Annotated in this window: 15 protein-coding genes; 6 read left to right on the top strand and 9 right to left on the bottom strand. The window is 59.8% G+C overall.

The annotated features are described in order from the left end of the window. The 5 genes from JK176_RS10360 to JK176_RS10340 all read left to right on the top strand — a co-directional run. The coding region (locus JK176_RS10360) for a hypothetical protein (protein ID WP_211587741.1) at positions 1 to 918 on the top strand (918 nt) is incomplete at its 5' end. A 70-nt stretch (positions 919 to 988) separates the two neighbouring features. Further along, the gene (locus JK176_RS10355) at positions 989 to 1,324 is read left to right on the top strand and encodes a hypothetical protein (protein WP_211587740.1); all 336 of its coding nucleotides are present in this window, start codon (positions 989 to 991) and stop codon (positions 1,322 to 1,324) included. An 82-nt stretch (positions 1,325 to 1,406) separates the two neighbouring features. Beyond that, on the top strand, positions 1,407 to 1,907 hold the full coding sequence (locus JK176_RS10350; protein ID WP_211587739.1) for a hypothetical protein: 501 nt from the start codon (positions 1,407 to 1,409) through the stop codon (positions 1,905 to 1,907). Positions 1,908 to 1,979: 72 nt separating this feature from the next. Continuing rightward, positions 1,980 to 2,732 (top strand): hypothetical protein, encoded by a 753-nt coding sequence (locus JK176_RS10345; RefSeq protein WP_211587738.1) that lies wholly within the window; start codon positions 1,980 to 1,982, stop codon positions 2,730 to 2,732. After that, positions 2,729 to 4,552 (top strand): collagen-like protein, encoded by a 1,824-nt coding sequence (locus tag JK176_RS10340; protein ID WP_211587737.1) that lies wholly within the window; start codon positions 2,729 to 2,731, stop codon positions 4,550 to 4,552. The genes JK176_RS10345 and JK176_RS10340 overlap by 4 nt, the downstream gene beginning before the upstream one ends. Before the next feature lie 70 nt (positions 4,553 to 4,622). On the opposite strand, the gene JK176_RS10335 is transcribed toward JK176_RS10340, so the two are convergent. The 3 genes from JK176_RS10335 to JK176_RS10325 all read right to left on the bottom strand — a co-directional run bounded on the left by JK176_RS10335 (position 4,623) and on the right by JK176_RS10325 (position 7,938). Further along, positions 4,623 to 6,191 carry a P-loop ATPase, Sll1717 family gene (locus tag JK176_RS10335; RefSeq protein WP_211587736.1) on the bottom strand — a complete coding sequence of 523 codons (1,569 nt, stop codon included), beginning with the start codon at positions 6,189 to 6,191 and terminating at the stop codon, positions 4,623 to 4,625. 107 nt (positions 6,192 to 6,298) lie between these two features. Further along, positions 6,299 to 7,558, bottom strand: a complete 1,260-nt coding sequence (locus tag JK176_RS10330; protein ID WP_211587735.1) for a Y-family DNA polymerase — start codon at positions 7,556 to 7,558, stop codon at positions 6,299 to 6,301. After that, the gene (locus tag JK176_RS10325) at positions 7,558 to 7,938 is read right to left on the bottom strand and encodes a LexA family transcriptional regulator (RefSeq protein ID WP_194261933.1); all 381 of its coding nucleotides are present in this window, start codon (positions 7,936 to 7,938) and stop codon (positions 7,558 to 7,560) included. The genes JK176_RS10330 and JK176_RS10325 overlap by 1 nt, the downstream gene beginning before the upstream one ends. Before the next feature lie 587 nt (positions 7,939 to 8,525). On the opposite strand from JK176_RS10325, the gene JK176_RS10320 reads away from it, so the two are divergent. Then, positions 8,526 to 9,806 (top strand): glycoside hydrolase family 68 protein, encoded by a 1,281-nt coding sequence (locus JK176_RS10320; protein WP_249194423.1) that lies wholly within the window; start codon positions 8,526 to 8,528, stop codon positions 9,804 to 9,806. Between the two features lie 142 nt (positions 9,807 to 9,948). On the opposite strand, the gene JK176_RS10315 is transcribed toward JK176_RS10320, so the two are convergent. The 6 genes from JK176_RS10315 to tsaE form a co-directional block, all read right to left on the bottom strand. Continuing rightward, the gene (locus tag JK176_RS10315; RefSeq protein WP_211587733.1) at positions 9,949 to 10,641 is read right to left on the bottom strand and encodes a GcrA family cell cycle regulator; all 693 of its coding nucleotides are present in this window, start codon (positions 10,639 to 10,641) and stop codon (positions 9,949 to 9,951) included. A 135-nt stretch (positions 10,642 to 10,776) separates the two neighbouring features. Next, positions 10,777 to 11,967, bottom strand: a complete 1,191-nt coding sequence (gene rnd, locus JK176_RS10310; protein WP_211587732.1) for a ribonuclease D — start codon at positions 11,965 to 11,967, stop codon at positions 10,777 to 10,779. 88 nt (positions 11,968 to 12,055) lie between these two features. Beyond that, positions 12,056 to 12,382: a thioredoxin TrxA gene (trxA, locus tag JK176_RS10305; protein ID WP_062029874.1), complete on the bottom strand. Its 327-nt coding sequence runs from the start codon at positions 12,380 to 12,382 to the stop codon at positions 12,056 to 12,058. Between the two features lie 85 nt (positions 12,383 to 12,467). Continuing rightward, a complete protein-coding gene (gene addA / locus JK176_RS10300) occupies positions 12,468 to 16,043 on the bottom strand; it encodes a double-strand break repair helicase AddA (RefSeq protein WP_211587731.1) in 3,576 nt (1,191 codons plus the stop codon). Then, the gene (gene addB, locus JK176_RS10295; protein ID WP_211587730.1) at positions 16,040 to 19,090 is read right to left on the bottom strand and encodes a double-strand break repair protein AddB; all 3,051 of its coding nucleotides are present in this window, start codon (positions 19,088 to 19,090) and stop codon (positions 16,040 to 16,042) included. Before addB ends, addA begins: the two co-directional genes overlap by 4 nt. Then, positions 19,087 to 19,536: a tRNA (adenosine(37)-N6)-threonylcarbamoyltransferase complex ATPase subunit type 1 TsaE gene (tsaE, locus tag JK176_RS10290; protein ID WP_194267585.1), complete on the bottom strand. Its 450-nt coding sequence runs from the start codon at positions 19,534 to 19,536 to the stop codon at positions 19,087 to 19,089. Before tsaE ends, addB begins: the two co-directional genes overlap by 4 nt. Positions 19,537 to 19,555 lie beyond the last annotated feature (19 nt).

The following is a 19,555-nucleotide window of genomic DNA, read 5'->3' as shown; positions in this document are numbered from 1 at the left end:
CCATTCCAGCAGAATGGCAGTTCTCCGCAATACGGTTACGATACGATCATGCGTCAAAACACCATGGCGCTGGCGCACTATCTGGCAGCCCATTCCATCGGCGGCGTGGATGCGCTTCCGAACTACTGGATGGTCGGCCAGTATTCCAGTTCGGCAGACACCAACTCTATTGGCAATGACACTGATTCCGAGAGTATTTCCCGCATTGCGATGGATCTGCTGTCGGCGGGCATGGCTGATACGGTGAACCTTCCTGCAAGTGCTTCTGCTGTTATGTCCTCTCAAAAAGGTCTTTGCCCGACAGTCGCCTCGTTCGCCAACGGGCAGACCAGTACGCCAACCCTGGCCGCAACACAGGGTCATGCGACGGCCCCGGCATCGTCAGGTCGCTATGGCTATGGGGATGTCGTCGACGGTTTGCGGATTGATCCCGACCAGGGGCTCCAGTTCATCGACAATGTCTATAAGGCGTCTTCGACGGCGGCTCCGATGAAGGTCAACGGCATCGATGACAGTTCAGGCAACCGGGGGCTGATGTGGACAAATCGCAATTTTGAAGAAATGGGCGACGGGTATCACTTCAGAACCTGGAATGCCGGGATCAGCGGCTTCAATCCAGACGGCACGCCCAGGATCGATGCCACGCAAGGCAACTCCGAAGTGTGGGTGGACTATGCCGGCGGTCATTTCACCTTCGCCTTTGCCAGCAAAAACGTCTATCAGGCCGCGCTCGACCTGACACTCGACAGTGCGAAATTCACTGTCCCGGTACAGATCTCCAGCTATTCCAAAGAAGTCATTCTGAACTTCACAGCGCCGGCTGAAGGGATGTTCATCAACGATAGCGATGACCATGTGCCCGTCATTTACGAAAACGGGAAATGGTATCCCGTACAGCTTGGAGCGGCTTTGCAGTAAACGCCCCCTGATCTCAATCTTTTAGAACAACCGCCCCCGAGGCGGTTTTTTCATATCTGGAGAACTGAAAATGGACTGGACAACCCTGTTCCAGACGGTCCTGCCGTATCTGCCTGCCAAGGCTGCGGGCGACATCGTCTCGATCCTCACCTTCCTGATCGCGGCGGCTGCGCTGGCCATGCGCTTCTGGAAGCCGCCCGCCTCGGGCAGCAAGCTGGCGCTGCTCTACAAGGCAGTCTCTGCTCTGGCACAGTCGAAGGGCTGGAACACCAACGCCTATCAGCCCGATGCCAAGGCGCTGATGATCCCGGCCGAGGCCAGCCGCACGATCGAGGCGGCAAAGCTGGGCCTCGATCCGGCGTCCACCCATCCCCAATCTGGCGCGCCTCCCAAGCCGACCGCCTGATCCGAAGGAGGCAGGCCCCGCCTGTCAGACCGCTTTTTCTTCCGCCGCCCTTTGAGGCGGTTTTTTTATGTCTGGAGACATCATGCGCAATCGCTTTCTCGCCCTCAGCCTCGGTGCCCTGCTTCTCGGGTCTACGGCCGCCTGCACCACCACGCCGACCACGGCCAGCTTCAACACGGCCGCGCTCAACAATGACGCCACGGCCATCGCCTATGCCGTCCAGGCGATCGAGGGCATTCCCGAACTGGAAAGCCATCTGTCTGCCTCCGACAAGGCCAAGTTCGACAATTTGGTCGCGCAGATCCGCAGCGTGACAGCGCAGGTGGCGGCCAACTCGAACGGCTCCATCACGGTGGCGACCGGCAAGGACTGGGCCAAGTCTCTCGGCACGGATCTCGAAACCCTGCTGGCGATCGCGACCCCGATCGTGAAGGTCTACTCGCCCTCGGCTGCCACCTACATGCAGACCGTCCAGGCGATGATTCCGCTGGTCGAGGCGCTGGCCGGTGTGACGGCCGCCCCTTATTCCGCCCCGGTCCAGTCGCCAGAGTTGATCCGCGCCCGGATCTATCAGGGCTTCTGATCTCTCGATCCTGACCAGCACCAGGGGGAGTGGCTTCGGCTGCTCCCCTCTTTTTTTGTTTCCGGAGATCCCATGCAGGACAGAAGACTGGGCAAGCGCGCCCCGAAACACGATCCGCGCACCTATCGCCTTGGCCGGGTGCTGGCCGTGCGTCTGCCGGCCGTGCCCGCAGCCCGCGACTGGTCGCAGAATGTGCCCTATCAGATGTGGGGCAATGACCGCTTCGGCTGCTGCGCCTTCGCCGCTCACGCCGCCCTGATGGCGACCTGGACGAAGGCCGCGCAGAGCCTTGTGATGCTCTCGACCGAAACAGTGCTGGCGAACTATGCAGCGTTGACGGGCTTCGATCCTGATACGGGCCAGAATGACAACGGTACCATCCTTCTGGACGAACTCAACGCCTGGCGCCGTGACGGCCTGCTCCGGCCGGGACAGACCCGCGATTACCTGACCGCCTATGGCTCCATCGCGCCGACTGACGTCGTGGGCATCCGCCGCGCCATCGCCTCTCTGGGCGGCGTGCTGGCGGGTGTGCAGGTGCCGCAAGGCTTTCTCGATCTGGGTCTGGGCGAGACCTGGGACTGGGAGGCCATCGCCGACCACACGCCTGCGGGCGGACATGCCATCGCGCTCGTCGGCTACAACCCGGACGGCGTGTTCTTCAACACCTGGGGCACGCGCACCTTCATGCCGTGGAGCACCTTTACGCGGATCGCGGATGAAGCCTATGGCCTGCTGTCGCGCGAGAACTGGCTGGGCATTCCCGGCACGGCTCCGACCGGTGAGGACTTCGACGCGCTCCTGGCGGAAGTGAGGGCCGCGTGACCACGGTTCACAATCTCACACCCTCTCCGCTGCGGACGGTGACTCTCCAGTCCTGCACCGGTCTGTATGCCCAGGTGATGTGGACGCCAAAGGCCTCGGCCGACTGTCTGGATTATGTGCTGGACTTCTCCACCCTGCTGGCCGGCACAGGCGACACGCTGACCGCGATCCGCTCTGCGGTCGTCACCACGGCCACGGGCGGAGACTATGACCTCAAAATCATGTGGTCGGCCGTGGCCGGAACACTGGTCGTGGCCTTCCTCGCCAGCGGGCAGCCGAACACGGCGCAGAAGATCCTGTTCGAGATCACCATCCAGCAGGGCCGCGTGTATTCCGTGATGGCCGTCCTGCAGATCACGGCGCTGACGGCTGCAACCGCCCCGTCAGGGTCTGCAGACTTCCCGGTCGATACCCTGACGAACGGCAAGGTGCTGATCGCTGGCATCGAAGCGCTGCCCTCGGGCTACTCTGCGAACGGCCGCGTCGTGGTGGCGACGGAAGATGCGGCTCCGGTCGGAACGCCGTCCTTCGAGAGCGTGACCTCAGAATCGTATGGCGGCGACGGTTCGGGCCTGAATGTCACTACGACCACAAAGACCCAGACGATCGCAGAATGGATTGCGGCGCTGTCTTCAAGCGGCGCTCAGGGCGTCGGCATCAAGGCGATCAACGTCACGCAAGGAACTGTCACGGCAGGGCAGCCGTCCACCGTTACCCTGACAGCCACACTCACGGATGGCACGACGACCGCTCCAGCCACGTTCGAGGCGCCTGCGGGCGCGGTTGGCGCGACTGGAGCGCAGGGCGCCCAAGGTGTTGCGGGACCATCAGGCGCCAAGGGAAACGACGGAGCGACGGGATCAGCGGGCCCGCAGGGTGTGAAGGGCGACACCAGCGCAACCGGCGCGGATGGGGCAGCAGGCCAGACAGGAGCAGCCGGGTCACAAGGCGTCGGCATCGCCTCCGTTGCAGTAAGTCAGGGTGCGGTCACGGCAGGCCAAGCCTCAACGGTGACACTCACCGCAACGATGACCAATGGCGCAACGGCTCCCGGTGTCTCCTTTGAGGCTCCGGCCGGTGCGCCGGGTTCGAGCGGAGGCTCAACGGATCTGACGGCTGCGGCGATCAATGCCGCGCTCGGGTATACCGCTGCTGATGCTTCCAAATTTCTCGCTTTAAGCCCTGATGCGGCTGCAGACCTCCAGACGATTACCGCCCCATCGGACAGCAAGTTCGGCGCATCCTACTCCTTCGGGGTTACAGACAATTACGGCAACGCTCTGAAAATTGGATGCATCAGTCAAAGCGGAACCAACTGGTTTGGGATCTATTCCCCATCCGGGCACAGTACCGGACTGCTCCTTGCCGACTTCCTGGGCAACTCTGCGACGATCGCGGGACATGGATCTTCCGATGGGACCCAGGACCTTTACTCAGGCTGGTTAGCCGGAAACTGTGAGGGGAGTGAGGGCGGATTTAGGCTGATCAACAAGGACAGCAGGAATACGTTCTGGAAATTCTCCTGTCCAGCGAACGATACAGCAAACCAGCCGTGGTCCATCTACGCAGCGGATACAGCCGCAACCGGTTGGCAGACGCCACTCGTGTCGTTCAACCCCGTGACGAACACGGCCGAGTTCCTGAACGAGCCAGTCGTCGCAACCGCCTACACCTTCGCTACGCTGCCAGCCTCGCCTGTCGCCTGGCAGCGCGCTCTCGTGACGGACAAGGCCATCGGCTCGGGCACGCAAGGGGTTATGACGATGTGGAACCCGAACACGAAAGCCTGGACGGGTCTGGGTGGGGAGCCACTGGTATGAGGGGGCTGGCCCTCTCGCCCGCATCCGTAGCTCCCGCGACGATCATTCAGGTGTAATTATTATACATATATTAGCACTCAATATCTTCATTTTCTTGATCCAAGCTATCCTCTTCGTAACTATCAAGTGATATCAGGCGCCTAGATATTATCCTAGAAACCCTACCATCAAGAATAGAGTATTCATAAGAAGGCTTTCCGCCCTGCTCTCCATCGGCTGCTCGTGTTCCAGTTTGATGTACAATTCCAAGGTCCTCCCAAGATTTTATTTTATTTCGGGCTGACTGTGAATTTATTTTAAACTTTGCTTGAATATCTTTATTGGTAAATCTAATAGATGCTAGTCTATATATTTGAGAAAGTATTTTTTGATCGTAAACAGAATGTATTCTGTCTTTTACATACTTGTCTTGACCTAATTCAATGGAATTATGAGAAAGTTTTTGAGGGTTTTCATCGTCCGCGTGTCGTATATCATGCTCTACAATAATAACATCTAGCAGCCGTATTAGTTCACGAGGAGATCGCACTGAAGTTTCTATAAGTTCACGGAGAATGTTATCTCCGTCTAAGCCATCTTCTAACAGGTCTTCAAATTTAACTTTTCCAGAGCTGAAATATTTCAGGCGCTCGCGAATCATTTTTATGAAGAAGGCGTCATCCCATTCGATAGATGAGCACGCTATTTTATCTAGGCGAACAGAAAGAGGTCCAGATTCAAAAAATGGCTTTATCTTGCTCCATAAAAATAATTGCCAAGCAAATCCGGGAACTTCAAGTAATTGAATATGTGATAATAGAGGGTGAACAAGTTTAGTTGCTGATTCAGTGGAATTTTGCGTAAATTCAGTTTCATCTACTTTGTCAACGAGAACCACTACGCCTGAAAAATCAAATATTTTCACAAGTTCAACAAGTTTTTCAAGAACAATTCTTGAATTTACACCTTGATCTGGTCCCAATGACTTTAGAAAAATATCTACATTATTTGCAATATCAGCAGAATCTGAGATATATTTTTTTGTAATTAAATCTACTATTGAGCTAAAAACACCAGATAGACTTGACCATTTTTGATTTATCCACAAATGACTCTTGGTGGTCCAAGCTTGATTTAATAGCTTTAACGCCGCACCAATCGTTTGGTGACGCTCATTTTCAGATCTTGATATGTAAAAAGCTTGGAGCATTCCAATCAAGAGTGTTTTTTCGTCATGATCTAATTTGCTTGTATATTTTTCTCGATCGCTATCTTCTAAGGAAGACAGCCATGCCAATAAGGACTCTATAGTTAGAAATGCTACTTCTGAAATAAATATCCTTTCATCGTAGACTCCTTTGTTTTTTGGATCAAATTTACTAAAATCTATAAAATTAATGGCTAACGGGGCATTGCCATTCTCGTTGTGTTTTTTCCATACTTCTTGATAGAGCGTCATTCTGGTCGCACTTTTTCCGGCCCCTCTGTCGCCAAAAAGTAGATAAGATGACGTCGACATTGCTCTATGAAAAATAGCTGTCAAATAGGGTGGCTTAACGGCATATAATGCTATGTTCGGTTCAAGCTCAGCAGTATAATGCTCGAACGGATTACCTATAAATCCAAGGGAACTTAATAAAGACGACATCGCATAATCCATTTATTTTTATTTTTTCATTGGCATGAACTTCGCTTGTTTGGCAAGAGTATAATTTTTTTTACTCCACATCAGCAACCGCAGGTCGAGTAGAAGAGGACAGATGCATATTACCAACTCCTCGCCCTCACGATCTCCTCCAGCCTAGTCGTGTAACGCGCCGATAGCAGGGACTGTCGCGGGGACCATGTCTGCTTCAGTCCTGTTGATCCCGGCCGGAGCGTCCCGCTTCCGAAGCGGGCATTCACAGCGTCCAGTGCGGCCATGACCGTGGCGGACTGGACTGGATCCCGGAATGCGAACATCTGGCGCTGACTGCCGGTAGGTCGGAGATCCGACAGGATCACTCCCGCTTTGAAATACCGATAGCCCGGAAGCCAGATGGCGCGGCCGAGCGCTGTGGCGTGCCGGATCAGATCTCTGGCGTCGGACGTAGGCTCGATCGTGACGGCTGCGTGCTTCGCGTACCAGGGATCGCCATTATGCGGGTTGGTCTGCATCAGGACGGACAGATGCGCGGCTTCAAGGCCGTCCTCCCGCAGTTTCTCCGCAGCCCGGTTCGCATAGTGTGCAATGGCCTCGCGGATCTCTTCCCATTTCAGCAGCAGGCGGCCGAAGGTCCGGGTTGAGGCGATGCTTTTGCGAGTGGCTGCGATATCTGACAGGGGCAGGCACGACTGGCCGCGCAATTCGGCCTGCACCCTGCCGCCCACGACTGTCAGCATCTGGCGCACGGTCTTTGCGTCGAGGGCCACGAAGGCGGCGATCGTCTCGATACCTGCTTCCAGCAGCTTGTGCTTCGTTTGTCGGCCGATACCCCAGACCTCATCGATGCTTGTGCGGCGATACCAGTCCTGGCGCAAGGCCGGGTCTGTCAGGTCACACAGGCCTTCCAGTCCTGCGTGATCCTTGGCAAGACCATTCGCCAGCTTGGCGATCGTCTTGGTCGGCCCCCAGCCGATGCAGGTGGGAATCTTCGCGTGATCGGCCACGTCCTGGCGGATCTGCCGGCAGCGCTCATGCAGATTTCCGGGCAGGTCACTCAGATCGAGAAACATCTCATCGATCGAATATGGCTCTACGGCTGGCAGTCGCTCTGCCAGGACCTGATACATCCGCCGCGACATGTCGGCATACAACGCATAGTTTGAGGAGTACCAGACGACCGGCCGGCTTTCGGGACGTTTGCGGGCGATGTGCCAGGCGTCTCCCATTTTGACGCCAAGCGCCTTGGCCTCCCGGGTCCGCGCGATGGCGCAGCCGTCATTGTTGCTGAGCACGACCACCGGTTTGTGCTTCAGGCGAGGCTCAAACGCGCGCTGGCAGGAACAGTAAAACGAATTGCCGTCGATCAGGCCAAAGACGCGCATTACACGTCCGTTCGGACCAGGCCGGTCGCCACGGCCCAGATGGCCACATCCGTGTCGTCATCGACCTGAACTGGGGAAGCCCGGGGAGAAGACGACCGCAGCCACCATTCTCCAGCCCGCTGGGTCAGCTCACAGACCCGCAACTCGTCGCCGACGCTGGCAACCACCACGACCCCAGCCCGGGGCGCCACAGCCGAATCCACGACCAGAATGTCGCCATGCCGGATGGAACGGCCAAGAAGGGCATCGCCTTCCACGCGGACCGGATATCGGCTGGGCTGTCGCAGATCGAGGGCAGCCGACATCAGGTCGATCGTGCCTTCGATATTGTCGCCTGCGGGGGATGCGAAGCCGGTCGTGCGGTCGCCTTGGTAGTTCATCTTTCTGGCCTCCATAATGAGAACAAGAAGAGAACATATCAGGGCACGTCAATGATTTTATGGGAACGATTCTGGGATATCTTTTGTTTGCAATGGGATAGAGATTCAGTTTTTTTATCAGGGATCGACGCTTAGGTACTCTGGGCCAATGGCCTAGAAAATTCCGTTCTCGATAGACAAAACCGCCATTATTTGACTGTGCGCTCTGTAGTTTTTGGCTGTTTTCCCAACAAAACAGTGTTTTGGTAAGGGAGAGGTCGACAGTTCAATCCTGTCCAGCAGCACCATTTTTCCTTATTTTCCAAAAAATCCATAATACGACGCAAAGCGTATTAAGCGTGACGTGAAATATCGCTTTTTCCGATACTGGAAGTCATGAAGATTGCCCCCTGCATCGACCTCTCCTAAAATCAAAAATCAATCCGGCGAAAATCCCCGATATTTTTCGTTGTCCCGATTGACAGAATTTTCTTCTAGGTGCGCGCAATTCTCTCTCCCTATGAACAGACTTCCCCAAGACGGGGACAAGAATGAACACATATTGCAAAGCCGCCTTCCGAGGCGGTTTTTTTATGCCTGGAGATCTTATGCACCAGACTTCCCGCTGGACCATTGCCGATGCCCTGAAGGTTCATGCCGATGACCCTACGACGACCATGCCTGTTATCGCGGCTGACTTTCCCACAATGTCGGAAAGCGTCATGATCTGGGATACGGGTGCACTTCGTGACATCAACATGAATTCTGTCACCGTAAATGGATGGCATGTCATCTGGTCTCTGGCAGCAGACAAAATCGATCTGACCAACGCAAATATTGCAGCCGAATGGGCCAATCGAAACAATACTGCCTATATCGGTTTCTGGTATTCAAAGACCGGAAATGGGTCTGACTGGATCTGGGGCGGCCGACTTCTTCAGAAATCTGCAGATTTTCGCCCTTGGGAGTGGTCCGGCAATCTCGTCATGCGTGAAGGCAGCGAGAACACGGTCGACATGTTCTATACATCATGCGGCCCAGTGAATAACGACTTTGAAAGTGTTATTGCCGTCAGCACCGGCCAGATCCACACTGATGACCAGAAAGTCTGGTTCACCGGTTTTGATACGACGGTCGACATGTTCGATGCAGACGGCGTTCATGAGGCCAACGAAGCGGAAGACCCGTATTTTGATTTCCGCGACCCCTGCCCTTTCCTCAATCCGGACGACGGGCGAATCTATTGCGTTTATGAGACGAATGTTGCCGGCATGCGCGGGCAGTTTGTGATCGGCGCCAATGAAACCGGCCCCATTCCGCCCAACTATACCGTGGATCCGGGCGCAGGTTACGGCGCAGCATCCATCGGGCTGGCCATTCTGGACGACGGCGCCTACGAAGCAGGCGACTTCTCACGCGCCCGCTGGACGCAACTGGGACCAATCGTGTCGGCACTGGGCGTGAATGACCAGACAGAGCGTCCGCATGTCGTGTTTCAGAACGGCAAGCTGTATCTGTTCACGATCAGCCATCACTCCACCTATTCCGGCAATCTTCAGGGGCCGGATGGTGTTTATGGCTTCGTGTCCGATAATGGCCTTGCGGGTCCGTTCAGGCCGATGAATGCGTCCGGGCTTGTGCTGGGCAACCCTTCGAGCCAGCCATATTCGACGTATTCACATTTTGTGGATGCTCAGGGGTATGTGCAGTCCTTCATCGACCACGTTCCTACCCCGACGGCTACCGATCCGAACGCCGTCCGGATTGGCGCCACACTGGCCCCGACCGTTAAGCTCGTTCTGGACGACGACCGCTCCTACCTCACCGAAATTCATAATTACGGGGAAATTTTTGCACAACGTGCTTGGCCAGCTACTGCGGCGGGTTGAGCTATTCGAACAGGACGGGGAGCATCGTCGGCGGCTCCCCGCCTTTTTTTATTGGTCGGGAATACTTCGAGTCGCCCTTATGAAAAAAGCCGCCCTCCTGAAGAAGATACGGCTTTTTTTTTCACCATTATCGGGACTGTACTCAGTCGCGGCGATCGCGGATTTTAACGTAGGCGATCGCGGCATGCTCGGCGCAATATGGTTTTCCGGGAAGCGGTGTCGCCCCGCAGAAATGAAAGCCCGGTGTCCCGGGATCGCCAATCGGCCAACAGCACGAAGGACCGCGTCGCGTGGGACGGTCGATGCCAGCTGTCGAAAAGCGCGGTGGCACGGCTGGACGGGGCACAGGAGCGACACGGGGCTCTGGTTTGGGGGGCGTGATGGGAGCCTCCCTGTGAGGCGCAGCAGCAACAGCCTCTTTCTGAACCGGAGAGACGACACGGGCCGCCGCGACAGGCTGGGCAGGAGCCTTGGGGGCTTCCGGAGCCGAAGGAGCCTTCCGGGCAGGCGTTTCGGCGGCTTTTTCCACAACGCCGGAAGTAGCCTTTGCCGGAGCAGCCTCCTTACCATCGGCGAGCAGGTCCGATCCGGCAGCCTCTACGGCCTTTGCCTTAGAGGGGCTTTTGCGACGAGGTGCGGCTTCGGTCGTTCCTGCTTCACCATCCGCGGCCTTGCGATTACGGATGGGAGACGGGCGGGGAGGCAGGCCCAGACGATGGGCCTTGCCGACAACGGCATTCTTGGTGATGGAGAGCTGGCGGCCGATTTCGGCGGTCGAAAGTCCCTGACTCCACAGATCGCGAAGTCTGGCGATCGTCTCGTCCGTCCACTCCATATGTTCGTTTCCCTGTCCCGCTTCGGTGCCTGACGTGGCCCGATATGCTGTTGATTTACAGTCCCGGCCCACCGGACCCGAAACATCTTCGGGAGGCTTCTTACCAGAAACTCCCCGCCGCGTCGAAGGCGGTTCTTATGCGACCGTTTCCGCAACGCGCTGAAGCTCTACAAGGCCGTTTACGACGGCCAGCGCAATCTCACCGCGCACCAGCGCCTGAGCATCCAGCCCGAAGAGTTCGCGACGCCAGCCGCGCAGGGCGCCAACATCGGTCTCTCCAAGAGCAATCAGATCCAGATCCTCTGAAGAGGCGACCAGACGGGGCGCCACCTTGTGCTCCTCGCATTTGGCAGCCAGCAGGACCCGCAGAAGCGCGACAAGGGCGGCAGAAGGGCGCGCCCGTTCGGATTTCGACGGCGCTTTCGGAAGTTCGGATTCCGGGCATTCCTGAGCGGTGCAGATGGCCTCAAGCAGACCTTTGCCCATCTTGCCCTCGGCAAACCCACGGGTCACGCCACGGATACGGGAAAGCGCCTCAACCGTATCCGGATGGACGGCTGCGATTTCCAAGAGGCTTTCATCCCGAATGACACGCTGACGGGGAATATCGGCGTTCTGCGCTTCCTGCTCACGCCAGGCGGCCACTTCGCGCAGAATGGCCAGCATCCTGCGGTTGCTGGTGCGGGCTTTCAGCTTTTCCCACAGGCGGCGGGGATCGGGACGGAACGTCTTTTCTTCGGTCAGGATGGCCTGTTCGGAGTCGGCCCAGTGCAGTCGCCCCTGCTCGGCAAGCTGTTTGCGCAGAGCTTCATAGACCGTGCGCAGATGGGTCACGTCGGCGGCGGCATAGGCAATCTGTGCATTGCTGAGCGGACGGGCCGACCAGTCGCTGAAACGATGCGCCTTGTCGATGCTGCGCCCTGTAATCGCGCCCACCAGACTGTCATACCCGACCTGATCGCCAAAACCGGCCACCATGGCGGCGACCTGAGTGTCGAAAACCGAGACCGGAAGACGGTCGAAAATATGAAGGAAAATCTCAAGATCCTGCCGCGCGGCATGGAAAACCTTGATACAATCCGGCTTGGCCAGAAGATCACCCAGCGGCGCAAGATCAATGCCGGGAGCGAGTGTGTCGATCAGGACAACGTCTTCGGTTCCCGCCAGCTGAACGAGGCAGAGCTCCGGCCAGTAGGTCTTTTCCCGGACGAACTCCGTATCAATGGTCACGAAAGGCTCGTACTGCAGTTTTTCGCAGATACGAGCCACCTCCTCGCTGGAGGTCAGGAGAACGGGGGTCGGGAAGGTCGGAGCTTTCGAGCGCATGACACGATCCTACACAAAGCGCAGGATCGTGACCACGCCCCTCACGTCCTTCCCTCACCCGTTTTCCGGGCTTCTCAGGGGAAAACGATCAGAGAGACTGGTCGATCCATGCCTTGAGCTGGCTCTTGGGCAGAGCGCCCATCTGCTGCGCGACCGGCTTGCCATCCTTGAAGACGATCAACGTCGGGATGCTACGGACACCATACTTGGTCGGGGCTTCGGGATTGGAGTCGATGTTGACCTTCGCAACCTTCAGGCGGCCCTGATACTCAGCGCCGATTTCTTCAAGCGCCGGTGCGATCATCTTGCACGGGCCGCACCATTCCGCCCAGAAATCAACCAGAACCGGACCTTCGGATTTCAGGACGTCTGCGTCGAAGCTGCTGTCGCTGACGGCAACGGTGTTTGCGCTCATGGGTATGTTCCTTGTGACGAATGAAGTTTCTGAAAAATGATATCGGCTGCCGTGCCCCTCACCGCAAGGGGGCTTTTGATCTGCATCAAACTCCAGACCGCACCTGATCCAGTAGAGTGACCGGGAGTGTGACAACGGCTGGCCCTTCCGTCCAGACCAGCGAACAGTGAATGTCGTAGCCCGGATGAAGTTGCGCCAGCACGGCACGATAAGCCGCCATCTGACGCAGATAGACGACGGGCGTGCGATCGGCGCGAAGCTGCGGATTGCGGTTCGTTTTGTAATCGCAGATCCAGATCTGCTTGTCCCCGATCCGCAGACGATCAACCTGCCCGAGCACGACACGCCCATCACTGACGCCCGAAATCGGCTGCTCGGCACGGCTTCCGGGCGCGAAGAGCGGTGCGAGATCCGGGTGCGAAAGAACGCCCAGAACCTGTCCGGCCAGACGTTGGATGTCCGGTTCCGTCAGACCCAGTGCCCGACGGGACAACCAGCGCACGGCCACGGCCTCGCGCTCTGCCACCGGGGTTTCCGGCAGAAGCTGAAGCAGACGGTGAATCATGGTGCCGCGTCGCATGGCCTGTTCGCGGACCGGCGTGGAGCGACCGGCCAGAAGCTCCAGCGGGGAACGGGCCGCGGGGAGTTCGCCGAACTCGGCCCCATCTGGACGGCTGGGCGCGAGCGGACGCGTCATGGCATCTTCACGCTGGGCAATGAAGGGCTTCCAGTCCGGAGCGCGACCCATCCAGTCTGGCAGCGTCGCACAGGGCGATGCGGCATCTTCGACCCGGAAAGTGACGGGCGCGAGTGTGCGCTCCTCTTCCAGCACAAGCCGCTCCCCTTCCCATCCAAGATCCAGAGCTTCCGAACGGGCATTGGCCAGTTGACGGAACCCGGCCTCGCACTGCCGGTACCAGCTTGTCTCGACGGGTTCGCGCTTACCCGCAGCCCCGCAGATCACCAGCCAGTCACTGGCACGGGTGAGAGCGACGTAAAGCAGGCGGTTGCTTTCGGCACGCACCTTCTCCGCGTCCCGTTCGGACAGGGTCGCCGTAATATCCGTGCCCATGTCTTTTTTCGGAACCCAGAGCGGAAGTTCGAACGCTCCTGCCTCTTCCCAAAGGAAATCGCTGCCAGGCGGCGGCTTGGACAGCGTATCCGGCATGACGACCAGACGCGCCTGAAGCCCTTTGGAGCCATGAACCGTCATGACCCGGACGGCTCCCAGATCGCTCTCGGCCTCGCGCTTACTGGTAATCTCGCTGGCTTCGAGCCAGTGAAGGAAACCCTGAAGCGACGGCGGATGCAGCCCCTCATAGCGCAGGGCTGCCGTCAGCAGTTCGTCCACCGGTTCAGCCGCTTCCGGCCCCAGACGATGCAGCAGCCGCGTGCGGCCGCCATGCTGGCCCAGTGTTTCCGCCAGCAGACGATAGGGCGAGGCATAATCGACGCGGGCATAGAGCGTGGACAGCATCTCCCACGCCGCCCGCCAGTCCTCGCGTTCCCGATGACGGTCCCGCAGAACGCTCCAGAGCGGCTGGCCTTTCGGACCGAGGGCATGAGCCGTGCCATTGCGGGTGGCGAGCGCCATCAGCGAGTCGTCCGTCACCCCCCCAAGCGGCGATGTGAGGACGGAAGCCAGCGTCAGGTCATCCTGTGGCAGAAGCAGCGCCGCACAGAGCGTCATGAGATCGCGGACCGCGACCTGTTGCGTCAGCCCGACCCGGACCAGCGTTGCGACCGGCACATTGCGCGATTTCAGCGCCCGGATCAGCGAACGCAGGAACGGCGAGCGCCGGGGCACGAGGATCAGCACGTCCCCAGCCGTCAGAGGCGCCTGCCCCGGCTGCGGGGGACGCCCGATCTGCCGGTCAATCCATTCCGCAAGCGCTTCGGCGAGGCGTTGGGGCGCGCTTCGCTGTCCGGTATTGGCGGAAGGCGCGCGCCAGGGCGTCAGGCCCTCATCATCGTCTTCGCCCTGAACGACGGGAACGAGCGGCCAGAGTTCCACACGCCCCCCCTGCCCCGGACGCGCCGAGACATGCGGGCGAAGCGTCTTTTCGCCTTCCTGCAACAGGCCATGCGCCGCCAGAGGCTGGGAAAACACCGCATCCACGAACGACAGAACAGGTGGAACCGAACGGAAAGACACGTTCAGTTCCGGATCACGCCACAGCAGCCCGGCATTGCGAACCCGGTCCGCAAACTCGGTCCGCCAGCGATGGAACTCCTCCGGCTGGGCGCCCTGAAACCCGTAAATCGACTGCTTATAATCGCCGACCGCAAAGATGGTGCGCGGACGCGGCCCCATCTCCCACGCCCCTTCCCCCGCAAAAAACTCGGACGTCAGCGCCCCGGCGATTTCCCATTGTAGGCCGGAATTGTCCTGAACTTCATCCAGCAACAGATGGTCGATGCCACCATCAAGCTTGTAGAGCACCCAAGCCGCACCCGGGTCGCGCAGAAGGTTGCGGGTCTCCTGAATGAGATCGTTGTAATCCACCAGACCACGGGCGGATTTTCCGTCCTGAAACGCCGTCAGCATGGGCGCGGTCAAACCGAGCAGCGCACGGTTCAGGAGCACCAGACGCAGGCTTTTAAGGCGGGTCTGAAGATCAAGGAGACGCTGCGCCTCCTCTTCCAGAAGCGGTGCAATCCACGGGACAGCGGCCTGCGCCGCCTTGCCGACGATACCGTTCACCTTGCGCGGGCCACCATCTTTCGTCAGCAGGCATTGCGTCCACCCTGTTGGCACACGCTCACCCGGTTCCGTCCCGAGCCAGTCCAGCATCTGTTCAATAAAAATACGGCCGGACACCGTCGCGCTCCCAAGCGCGTCGCGCAGCCCAGCGCGAAGATCCTCCTCTTTCGGCGGACGACAGGCAAGGCTTTCAAGATCCTCAATGCCCTCCTGCCCGGCTTTCAGGGCCTTGCGATAGGCGCTGACCACACTGTCCGGCAGGGTCGCCCAACGCTCCAGCAGCGGCCGGGCGCGGCTTTCCTCCATATTCAGCGTGCGAATGCGCCTGAAGAAATCGTCCAGCCCCACCGTTCCGGCCACATCGGCCGCAAACTCCGGCGCGCGGGCCAGACCGTCTTCCATCGCCTCGCGCAGGGCCAGTGTCGTGTCCGTCTCTTCCATCAGCGTGAAATGCGGATCGACCGAGGCTTCCAGCGGGAAACGCCGCAACAGCGACTGACAGAACGCATGAATCGTCTCGATCCGCAGGCCCCCTGGAAGATCCAGCACACACAGGAACAGTGCCCGCGCCCGCGCCCGGGTCTCGTCCGTATTGGGAACGTCGAGGCTTTCAAGCTCCGCCCCCAGCGTCGCATCCGGCAGAGAGACCCATCGTCCGAGTCTTTGCTGAAGCCGGTTGGCCATCTCGGCGGCGGCGGCCTTGGTGTAGGTCAGACACAGGATGCGCGAAGGATGCGCGCCATCGGCCAGAACAGTCTCACCGTCCTCGGTCTGCACATAGAGTGGCAGCATGAGTCGCAGCAGACGGTCGATCAGCAGCTTGGTCTTGCCCGAACCAGCCGAAGCCGAGACGAACACCGAAGCACGCGGATCGGAGGCCTGACGCTGCGTGCGGTCGGCGGCGGCAATGACTTCATCACGTGTAATGGGACGGGTGACAGGAGGCATGTCGTTCATTCGCCCTCTCCTTCCGCATAGGCCGCGCGCCATTCGTCCACGCGGGCAAGCTGTGCGTAATCGGTATAGCGCGGAACATGTCCGGCCCAGGGCTGCGAGCGGTAGGGCTGATCGGGATTGTCGTATTCGTCCACGAGGGTCCGGAGCTTCTCCATAGCCCCGGCAATCAGGGTCGGCGCATCCGTATGAGCGCGCGAACCCGGCACTTCGCTTTCCTTGCCCGGCTCGTCGCCGCCAGTCAGATGCCAGTAGAGCAGTTTCTTCGTCTCGACGGCCGGGACATCCCTGAACGCCCCTTTCGCCAGAAGCGCACCTTCGAGCACGAGCTGGACGGACCAGCCTTCCGCAACGTTCTTTCCGCTCGGTGGCTGGCCTGTCTTGTAATCGAAGACCGTCGCCAGACCATCAGCACCGATATCAATCCGGTCCGCACGGCCACGCAGTTCGAATGGCGCGAAAGCGGCTTCAAGACGGAAAGACGCCGTGACTTCCACGAACCGTCCTTGCGACGGGCCGCTGCCTTCCATGTCCGACCGGTAAGCGGCTTCCTTTTCCGCCACCCAGTCCGCAATCCGTGCCAGACGCGGACCCCACCAGTTCACAAGGGCCGGACGCATATTGGCCTTCACCAGTTCCTCGGCAAAGACGCGGCGCAGAATAATGCTCGCATTGGCGGGCCAGCGCTCGGGGAAGTCGCGCAGGACGCGCTCCATCGCCTCATGCACGATCATGCCGAAATCGGCGTGTTCCGCGCCTTCCTCCAGCGGCTTGAGCGCCCGGAGCTTCAGAACATGCTTGGCGTAAATCGCATATGGATCCTGCATCCACGTCTCGATCTCGGTGATGCTGAGCCCCCGCGGACGCAGGGCGACGGGCGGACGCGGCTCGGGTGGCGCAACGGCTTCGGCGCCCGCGAGCGGCTGATCCAGACAGCGCTGCCAGTCCAGCGCAGGATGCATCGGCAGGCTCTGCGACCGGCCGCCAAGAAACGCCTCCATCCGCACCATCCAGCGCGCCGGAACGCCCGGCGCACCCTCCCGCCGGGCCGAACTGGCGAACACAGCCTCCTTCGACGCCAGAATGGTCGAAACGAAATCATGCGCGCTCACGCCCGTCTGCCGCTCCGGCGAGGGCAGCCCGACCCGCACACGCATCGGACGGCTCAGCCAAGGGCCCGGATCGGTCGCAGGCGGCCAGACGCCTTCGTTCAGGCCGCCCAGCACCACGACATCGAACGCCAGAAGCCGCGCTTCCAGCACACCAAGGATCGAAACACGCGGATGCGACAGTTCCACGCCGCCCCGATGCGCGCGCAGACCCGTCAGCATCTGCCCGGCCATCGACGTGTTGAGAAACGAATCCAGATGCGTCAGGCGCTGCGGCGGGAGAATGCCGGTATTGACGATCAGCGCCGCCAGATGCCGCGACAGGGCTTCGCCATCCTCGCCAAGCCACAGACGTGCTCCGGGATGACGCGGCTCCTCTTCCGGAACGTCCAGTTCGTCGACCGTGGCCGCCAGAGCTTCCGCCGTGTGAATCAGGCGTTCGAGCAGTTCCGGCAAGGGAATTGCGCCCTCGATAGAGAGAAGCGGATCAAAGGCCTGCTCGATCCGCGCGATGAAGGCGGCAGGGCCTTCCGGCTCGTCCGGAGCGTCAGCGCTGGCTCCGTGATCCGGAGCGTGTTTCTTCTGCGTATAGTCGTGCAGCGCGGCTTTCAGTCCGGTAATACCCGACGCGGGCGCGGGGCCACGCAGCAGAAGCCGCTCCAGACGCCGGGCGGAAGCGTGACAGTCACCCGGCGTGCGGCCCAGAGCGGCGAGCGGATGTTTCAGAACGGACAGCAGCGCGACGGGAGAAAGCTGCGCTTCGGCAGCCGTCGCAATGAGACGCAGGAACACGGCGGCCGGAGTCTGGGAAAGCGACTCGCCCGCACTGTCATCGGCATGAATGCCGAAACGCAGAAGCTCGGTCCCCACGCGCTGCGCCAGCGCCCGGTCCGGCGTGACGAGGGCGCAGGTCTTTCCAGCTTCGGAGACGACATCGCGCAGAATCAGGGCGATGGCCTGCGCCTCCTGCTGCTGGTCCTGAGCGGGAAGGATGGAAAGCCTGTCGATATCGCGCGGGCGACTGTCCTGCCCCCAATGGGCAATGCCCTGCTCTGGCAGCAGCACTTCACGCAGCATCAGTTCACGCCCGCGATCACGTCCGCCATCCCAGTCTGTCAGCTCTTCCCGGGACAGCCCCAGATCCGTCAGGATTTCCTTCAGACCCGCCTGTGGGTGCGACGGCGGCAAAGCAGCCCAGATCTCGTCCGGCATTCCCAGATCCACGCCCGGCAGGATCACAAGCCCGGCAGGAAGCCGAGCCACCACGGCCAGCACGTCCGACACCGCCGCCGATCCATCTGCGAATCCCACGCCCCAGACGGGCGTGAGCGGCGGCTTTTCCGCCCAAGCACGGGCCTGCGCCTTCAGCCGTGCGATCTGCCGCGCCACCGGGTTGCACAGCCCCTCCTCTTCCAACCATTTCGGCCAGACGGCCGTGACGATCTCCAGAAATTTCAACGTCTGCTGCCAGTGATCGGAAAAGCGCTCCTCCACCGCATCCGGCAGGCGCTCGGCCAGATCAACACCGCTGCGTTCGGCTTCGTCCATCAGGTCCGCCAGCGCCTTGGCCAGCGGCCACGCCCGGTCGATCCCCTTGGTGCTGTCCACACCGACACTCACGAGCGGCGTCTGAAGGATCAGCATCGATAGCACCGCCAGACGCCGCTGCGGCTCCACGGCCGGAGGCAACAGGACGTCGATGCCGATAGAGGCCAGCGCGTCCTCGTCCACGTCATTGATGGCGACGATGCGCGGCAGGAGTGCGGCCTGTGTGTCCAGAACCCGCAGGAAGGCTTCCATAAGTGCACGGCCCGCGCGACGGCTGGGAACGAGGATCAGGCCCGGACCATCCGTTCCAGCTGCCGGGTCCCGTTCCAGCCATTCCTGCGCCACACGATCCAGAAACGGTTCCGTACCCGCAATGGTGACAACGCCGCTCATGGGATCAGTCCTGTCAGACGGTCAGCAGGCCAGCCCGTCAGTTCAACAAGGCGGGAGTCTTCGGTCTCGCCGGGAGAAAATGTGAGGTGCAGTGCGCCTTCTGGCAGAAGGTCTTCCGCCCGCTCCGGCCATTCGACCAACATAATCCCTTCGCATGCCTCGTCCCATGCCAGTTCATGCAACGCATCCGGACCGTCCAGTCGCCACAGATCATAATGATGAACCGTTCCTTTGGGCGTCTCGTAAGGCTGAACGAGCGCGAAGCTGGGGCTCGGCACCTCCATCTGCGGGTCCTGCGCCAGATGCCGCAGGAAGGCGCGGGAGAACGTACTTTTCCCAGCCCCCAGACCGCCCGAGAGTGCAAGGCAGTCTCCGGGGCCACAACGGTCGGCAATCAGGGCCGCCAGAGTTTCGGTTGCAAGCTGGTCATCGAGGCGTATCTGCATGGCGCCAATGTGGACCCGA

Origin of the sequence: Gluconobacter sp. Dm-73 (assembly GCF_018256215.1) — a bacterium.
In the GTDB taxonomy this organism is placed as follows: domain Bacteria; phylum Pseudomonadota; class Alphaproteobacteria; order Acetobacterales; family Acetobacteraceae; genus Gluconobacter; species Gluconobacter cadivus.
This window is presented reverse-complemented; position numbering and strand designations above follow the sequence as displayed.

Coding starts and splice junctions, on each gene's coding strand:
- JK176_RS10345 (WP_211587738.1), top strand. CDS start 1,980: ATGCAGGACAGAAGACTGGGCAAGCGCGCCCCGAAACACGATCCGCGC.
- JK176_RS10325 (WP_194261933.1), bottom strand. CDS start 7,938: ATGAACTACCAAGGCGACCGCACGACCGGCTTCGCATCCCCCGCAGGC.
- JK176_RS10315 (WP_211587733.1), bottom strand. CDS start 10,641: ATGGAGTGGACGGACGAGACGATCGCCAGACTTCGCGATCTGTGGAGT.
- JK176_RS10350 (WP_211587739.1), top strand. CDS start 1,407: ATGCGCAATCGCTTTCTCGCCCTCAGCCTCGGTGCCCTGCTTCTCGGG.
- JK176_RS10335 (WP_211587736.1), bottom strand. CDS start 6,191: ATGGATTATGCGATGTCGTCTTTATTAAGTTCCCTTGGATTTATAGGT.
- trxA (WP_062029874.1), bottom strand. CDS start 12,382: ATGAGCGCAAACACCGTTGCCGTCAGCGACAGCAGCTTCGACGCAGAC.
- JK176_RS10320 (WP_249194423.1), top strand. CDS start 8,526: ATGCACCAGACTTCCCGCTGGACCATTGCCGATGCCCTGAAGGTTCAT.
- JK176_RS10330 (WP_211587735.1), bottom strand. CDS start 7,558: ATGCGCGTCTTTGGCCTGATCGACGGCAATTCGTTTTACTGTTCCTGC.
- rnd (WP_211587732.1), bottom strand. CDS start 11,967: ATGCGCTCGAAAGCTCCGACCTTCCCGACCCCCGTTCTCCTGACCTCC.
- JK176_RS10355 (WP_211587740.1), top strand. CDS start 989: ATGGACTGGACAACCCTGTTCCAGACGGTCCTGCCGTATCTGCCTGCC.
- addB (WP_211587730.1), bottom strand. CDS start 19,090: ATGAGCGGCGTTGTCACCATTGCGGGTACGGAACCGTTTCTGGATCGT.
- tsaE (WP_194267585.1), bottom strand. CDS start 19,536: ATGCAGATACGCCTCGATGACCAGCTTGCAACCGAAACTCTGGCGGCC.
- addA (WP_211587731.1), bottom strand. CDS start 16,043: ATGAACGACATGCCTCCTGTCACCCGTCCCATTACACGTGATGAAGTC.